Source organism: Streptomyces sp. NPDC007084 (assembly GCF_040703595.1).
GTDB lineage: Bacteria > Actinomycetota > Actinomycetes > Streptomycetales > Streptomycetaceae > Streptomyces.
This window is the reverse complement of the sequence record NZ_JBEYFY010000113.1, coordinates 1-6,974: the sequence shown is the minus strand read 5'-3', so window position 1 is coordinate 6,974 and position 6,974 is coordinate 1. Positions and strand designations below refer to the sequence as shown.

Genomic DNA, 6,974 nt, shown 5'->3' with positions numbered 1-6,974 from the left:
CGGAGGTGCGGCGCCCGGAGGTGTCGGCGGCGGCGCCGCGGTTCCTGCGGCCCGCGCGGCTGCCGCAGTTGCACGCGGTGGCGCACGTCGCCGACGAGACGGGGTTCCGGCGGCAGGCGGAGACCGCGCTGCGCGAGGCGTACGGGTCCCGTACGCCGGACAGCGAGCCACCGGCCGTTCCCGACCTCGGTGACGCGGTGAACTCCCTTGCCGGGCAGGCGCAGTTGCGCGGGCTGGTCTCGGCCTCGCACGCGGGCTGGGCCAACACCCTCGACCAGCACGTCGGTGACGGCCGGGCCCCCGACACCGTGGGCCTGTCCGTCCGCACCCGGCTGACCGACCTCACCTACCAGGAGACCCTGACCGGGGACTCCACTCTCGATCTGGAGGTGAAGGCGAGCGGGTCGACGACCCTGACCGACCAGTCGTCCTGGGCGCTCAAGGGCGGTATCGGACCGGACTTCGGGTGGTTCCCGGAGACCCCGGCCGGCGAGCTGACCACCAACTACCAGCTCCGGGGCGGCGTCAAGGGCAAGCTGGGCGGCCAGTGGGACGGCGCCGACACGCTCAAGCAGCAGCTCAGCACGACCCGCAACGTGAGCCACACCGGGACCTGGCACGTGTACCGGGCGACGGCCGAGCTGAGCGTCGCGGGACGGGTCACCGACGCGAGCGGGGTGCCGCACGTCGGGCGTCCGGTCCGGCGTGATCACGAGGTGCTCGTGCTGCTGTCCGACGAGGACGTGGCCCGGCTGCACGCCGGGGCGCCGCCCCGGCGCGGCGCGGCCCGTACCGCCGCCACCACTGACTCCCCCAACACCACTGACAGCGCCGGCGGTTCGCCCGCGCCGCTGCGGGCCACCCTTCTCGACCAGGGCGTCTCGGGCGGTGCCCTGGTCGAGATCCCGGACACCGATCCCATCTTGCGCGCGATCGACCACCAACTGCGCGGCGACAACCAGGACCCGGTGCCGGTCGCGGCCCTGCCCTTCGCCGAGACGTTCTCGCCGGACGGTCTCGCCGCCCGCTACGACGAACTCGTGGGCCCCGGCGTCCTGGACCGGCACGTGGAGGAGACCCGGGCCGGCCGGGTCGTCACGGAGGTGCTGGTACGCGGGATCCCGAACGGCTGGCGCGACGACGGCTCGCGTTCGGACCGGCCGCTGACCCGGGACGTGAGCGCGGCCCACACGGTCAAGGGCAAGGACGGGGGCAAGTGGGCGCTCGGCGCCGAGGCCGCCTTCCGTGCCGCCGTACAGCCGCCGGTCCCGCACCTCAACGCGGCCGCGCTGGCCCCCGCCGCGTCGGCCGAGGGCGGCCGGGGCACCGGCGCCGAGTCCGGCGTGACCACGACGGTCGGCCACAAGACCGCCGGGTTCGGTGACGCGAACGCCCGGTTCACGACGGACATGGAGTTCCGCGTGACGGTCACGCGGCGTACGGAGGTCGGCCGCTTCGTCCATCTGGACCGGCCGCCGGCGACCGTCGGCCCCTTCGAGACCACCGCCTGGGTGCCGGAGTCGCTCACCGAGAGCGCGACGGCCGCCCCGCATCCCCGCCTCCCGGACACCCCCGAGCCCGCCGTGCCCGCCCGGCCGGACGACCTCGAACTCGGCCTGCTCCCACGCCCGGCCGACCCGGCCGACCGGGCCGCCTGGCAGGCCACCCTCGGGGAGGCCCACGACCTGGTCGGCTTCGACAACACCAGAGCCCTCCACGACACCGCCGTCCAGGCCCAGGCCACCCCCCGCCCCTGGGGGGACGGACTGCTCGGGCAGACCGGCGCGTACTACTCGTGGGCGCTCTCGCGCGGCACCGACCTGGCCGGGTGGACGGCACGGTCGACGCTGCCCGAGCCGCTGCTGTCCACGGGGACCCGGTTCCTCAGCACCTTCACGGCCGACCCGCGCCTGGGCGACGATCCCGACCTGAGCCGGGAGCAACGGCTCGGCCTGGAGGAGCAGTTCGCGATCCGCCAGACCCTCGCCGGGCATTCCCTGCCGGCGCTGTTCCACCGGCTGCGCGGCGCCGACGCCCCCTACCGGGTGCCCGGCACGTCCGTCGCCCTGTCCATGGAGGCGACCGGGCCGGCGGTGGAGCTGAGCCGCCGCGACGCGGCCGACGACGAACTCGCCGTCTCCGTCAAGGGCGAGGACGCCACCACCGCCACCACCGCCTACAACTGGTCGGTCTCCCCCCTCGACTTCTCGGTCCTCACCAGCGATCCGGTGGTCGCGGTCCCGCTGAACACGGGCCGGATCACCCGCGACCAGTCCTACGACGCGGACCGTCCGGTCAGCCGGGCGCCGGGCACCCCGAGCCGGGAGACCCCGGCAGCGGTGCTTCCGCACGGCAGAACGGCCACCGAACCCGGCAAAGCCAAGATCAGCGGGCCCGCCGTGCTGATGCGGCAGCCCGTGCGGATCAGCGTGCACAGCGAGGACGACCAGGGGCGTTACGGCACTCCCCGGACCGTCGACGGCCACATCTTCCACTGGTCCACGGCACCGGCTCAAGCACCGGCGCCGGCAACGGCGCTGACACCGGCCGCCGTCGTCGCCGAGCACCCCGGCACACCCACGACGTCGAGCGCCGTTCCCGCCCTGGACGAGGCTCTGCACGGGGCCCTGCACGAGCCCGTGCGGGACGCGGCGGCGCGCACGGACGTGAACCGAAGTGCGACCCACGCGGACGTGCGGGAGACCGTGAGACACGAGGGCGTGGGCCGAACGGCGGCGCACACGGTCGTGAACGAGACGGCGAGGCACGAGGACGTCGGCCGAACGGCAGCGCACACGGTCGTGACCGAGACAGCGAGGCACGAGGACGTCGGCCGAACGGCAGCGCACACGGTCGTGAACGAGACGGCGACGCACGAGGACGTCGGCCGAACGGCGGCGCACGTGAGCGCGGACGCGCCGGAGCGTCCGCTCCGCCCCTCCGTTCGTCCCCCCGCCCCCGCGCCCAGGAGCCGCGTCGCGGATCTGCGCGCCGACGAACTCACCCCCCGTGCCCCGCGAACGGCACACCCCGCGCAGCCGGCCCCATCGGCGGTTCAGACGCACACCGCTCCCCCGCCCGCCTCCGCACCGGCGGTCACCCGTTCCGTGGGCTTCGCCTCGCAGGACGTGACAGCGCTCGGGCCCGACGAGGTCGCCCATGTGGACGCCCTGGCCGCCGAGGTGGCGAACGGCGCGGTACGGAGCGCGGCGGCGGGGCTGCGGCTGCCGGACGTGACGATCACCGGGCACGGCATCGCCTCCGTGGCCGGCAGGCCCCACTTCGGCAGGTCCGTCCAGATCGGTGCCGAACGCGCCGACGCCGTGGGTGAGTTGTTCGCACGACGGCTCGACGCCCACCTTCGGGACCTCGGATCGCCGCTGACGTCCGACTCGTTGACGATTCTGCGCGAGTCACTGGGCCCCGACCTCCCGCACGGCACCGACCCGGCACACGACACTCCGGAGGCCCGCGACCGCGCCCTCGTCACCGTGACCCGCCTGCCCGCCGAACAGGCCTCCGTGCGAAACGAGTTGACGCCGACCGACGCCGAACGGCGCGTCATGTCGGCGGAGTCACCCGTCGAATCGCCTGAACCGCCTTCTCACGCACAGGCCGAGGGATCCGTCGTATCGCCTGAACTGCCTTCGTCCGCACAGGCCGAAGGACCCGGCGCACCGGCTGATCGGCCGTCGTCCTCCCCGGGCGAGGGACCCGACGTACCGCCTGAAGGGTCGTCCTCCGCACCGGCCGACCAGCCCGCGGAACCCGCGGCGCCCACACCGTCACCCGTGCCCTCACCTGCCGCTCCCGACGCGCGTCCCCCCGTCCGCCCCGAACAGTGGCGTGGACGCCGGGAGCAGGCGGCCTGGGCCGTGCTGCGTACCGAGCGGTACGACCCGGCCCGCGATCCGGGCGCAGACCGGCCCGCGGCGGGCATGCTGGCCGGGCGGGACGTCGTCGTCCGGACGGCGATCGCGCGGATCCAGGCCGACGACGGCCGCTGGGTCCGCAATCTGTCGCTGCACCTTCCGGTCCGGTTCGGCGCGGGTTTCGGCCCCGCCGACCTGGGCCCCTACCGGACCCGGCTCCAGTCGCTGCTCGACACGCACGTCAACGACCGGCTGCGGCTGCCCGGTTCGGGCGACCAGTTGCACATCGACGTCGAGATGGAGCCCCGCCCGGACCACCCGGAGGCCATCGAGATCAGCCGGAGCGGCCAACCGCGCCTGGAGTGGGACCAGTTCACCTTCCCGCTCGGCACCCGTGAGAACATCGCGGACGACGCCCGGGCCCTGCACGAGCTGCTGCACTACGCGGGTCTGCCCGACCGCTACCGAGACCCGTCGACGCTCTTCCGCCGGCTGGAGCGGCAGACCGACCGGCACGGCGTGATGGCGGACGTCGACACGATCGAGGTGCCCGAGGCGTACGCGCGGGCGATCGAGGCGGTCACCGACTCCGGCCCCGTCCTGCGCGACCTGCCGAACACCGGTGAGGGCGCGCCCGGCCTCGGCCAGGCCGCCGCCCGCGACGAGCTGCTGGCGCCGGACGCGGACCGGACGGGCACCGGCCGGGAGCCGGCCGCCGCGCCGTTCGCCGGCCGCGACCAGGCGTACGTCGACGCCCTGGTCGACCGGGTGCTGCACGAGAACACCCGTATCGTCCGCGGCCGGAACTGGATGGGCCCGGGGCGCGCCCGGCTCGACACCGAGCGCTACACCGTGGCCCGCGACGGCGGGGAGCGGGAGACGGCGCCGATGCCGGCGAACGCGTACGTGGTGACGGCCCGCGCGTCGGAGGGCCATCTCACGCTGGAGACTCCGGGCGGCAAGGTCAGGCTGTCCGATCCCGAGGAGTTCGCCGCCCTGCTCGCGAGCGACCCGCACCGGCCGTCCCACGCCGACATCGTGCTCGCCGTACGCGGCCTGCCGGAGGGGGCCCTCGGCCTTCCGCGGGCCGTCCATCAGGCGACCGGGGTCCGGGTGTGGACGCCGGTCGGCGGCACACTGACCACGCGGACCCACCGGACGGCGGCGATGACGGCGGAGCGCATCACCCTGTCGGGCGCCGACCCCCGCTGGGAGGCCACCGGGGAGGCCGACCCGTTCGCCGCTCTCCGGGCGAACCGGCTGGTCACGGACGCGTACACGGCCGGGGCCCCGGAGGAGGCGGTGCTGTTCCAGCGGCTTCCCGGGACCCGGTTCACCACCTTCCATCCCGCCGAACCGGCCCGTGACGACAGTCCGGCCCTGGTGCTGCCCGTGCAGCAGTTCGAGGAGGTGCGGGTCCGTGACGGGTCCTGGATCGAGGTGTCGCAGGACCGCACGCTGGCCGTGGACAACGGCGGCCTGAGCCGGCACGCGTACGCGACCCGGCGGGCGGTGGACGACGCGAACGTCCGGCTGGCCGCCGCCGGAAGCAAGGTCCGGCTGACCGCCGACCCCGAGGTCACCATCACCCCACGGCACGCGGACGGATCGCCCGGCGAGCCGCTGCTGCGGATCAGCCCGCGCTTCCTGACCCGGTCGGGCCGCTCCGACGAGGAGGCCTGCCGGGACTTCGCGCAGATGGTGTCCGGCGAGGTCCGGGCCTCGCACGCGGTGTTCCGGGTTCCGGGCGCCCGTGTCGCGACCGGCCGGATCAGTGCCCTGGACACGGCCGAGGTCACCGGCACGCACCACCTCGCCCAGTCCCTCGTCCGGGTCGCCGACGGAGATCTGGACCCCGCCGGCACCGGACCGGCGTGGGCGGCGGCCCGGCTCGGCGAGGACGACCGGGCGGTCGGCGGCCAGGGCGGCGCGCCGCTGCCCGGCCGGGAGTACGGCGAGGCGCTGAGCTACGCGTACGTGGACGATCCGCGCCGGGACGCGCTGTCGGCGGCGGCGCTGCGGATCGGGGTGAACGAGGGTGCCTGGGCGCAGGTCGGCGAGGGATACCTCGTCCAGTCCGTCAACGCGGCGGGACCGGGCGGGCAGCCGTCCCTCGACGTCAACCACGCCAAGCCGGGCGCGCCCGCGGGCTCGCACTTCGGATACCACTTCGCGACCGTCGTGCTGTCCAGCGAGGACGGCGGGGCCCAGCTCACCCTGGAGAACCACGCCCGGGTCAGCAGGACGCGGGCCGAGATGGCGGGGGCGGTCGAGGAGAACCTGAAGCAGTCGGCCGGCGAACTGCGCTCCGTGAGCGAGGCGCTGGGCCGCCGGCTGCGACGGGCCGAGCAGCGCGGCGCGACCGAGGAGGCGGCGCGGCTCACGGCACGGGTCCGGCTGGCCGAGTCGCTGGTGGCGGCGAAGGAGGCCCGCGACCAGGGGGCGCCCGAGGCCGAGCAGGAGCGCACCCTGCGGCAGGCGGCCACGCGCATGCTGAAGACGGCTCCCATGATCGACGGCAAGGAGCAGTGGTACTTCCGTTCCTACAGCCGTCGCCCCGGCGAGTCCCCGCACGAGTCGCACGCGGCGCTGCTGTCCGACCACGCGGCGGCCGAGGCGAACCCGCTGACCCTGGTGGTCCTGCACGGCCACAGCCCGCCGCTGCACCGGTTCATCACCTTCGAGGCGTCGGGCGGGATGGCCGACGGCGGCCAGTTCAAGCTGAACCAGCTCGCCGAGCACCTGGTCCGGGTCGGTCTCTGGAACCTGGACCACGGCCTGCCGCTGCCCGCGGTACGGCTGACCGGTCACGGCGACGGGCGCAACCCGCATCTGGACCTGCGGCGCACCGCCGAGATGGCGGCCCTCGTCCGCGAGGACCTGCGGGGCCGCGTCGCCGGCCTTCTGCGGGAGCGGGGTTCGACCGCCGACCCCGACGGCTTCCCCATCTCGGTGGCATCCGGTCTGCGCCGCGACGACGGGGTGGACCGCGGCCCCGCGGTCACCTTCGAGATCGACCACTGGCAGCCGGCGGACGCGCCGGACACGGGTGCGCCGTGAGCCGCCGCCGGCGCCGGGGGCGGCGGGGGCGCACCGGGCGGC

1 protein-coding gene is annotated in these 6,974 nt (G+C 75.2%); it reads left to right on the top strand.

The genetic code is table 11. The annotated features are described in order from the left end of the window. Positions 1–20 precede the first annotated feature (20 nt). Complete coding sequence (locus AB0912_RS35685) at positions 21–6,932, top strand: hypothetical protein (protein WP_366707465.1); 6,912 nt, start codon at positions 21–23, stop codon at positions 6,930–6,932. The last annotated feature ends 42 nt before the right edge of the window (positions 6,933–6,974 follow it).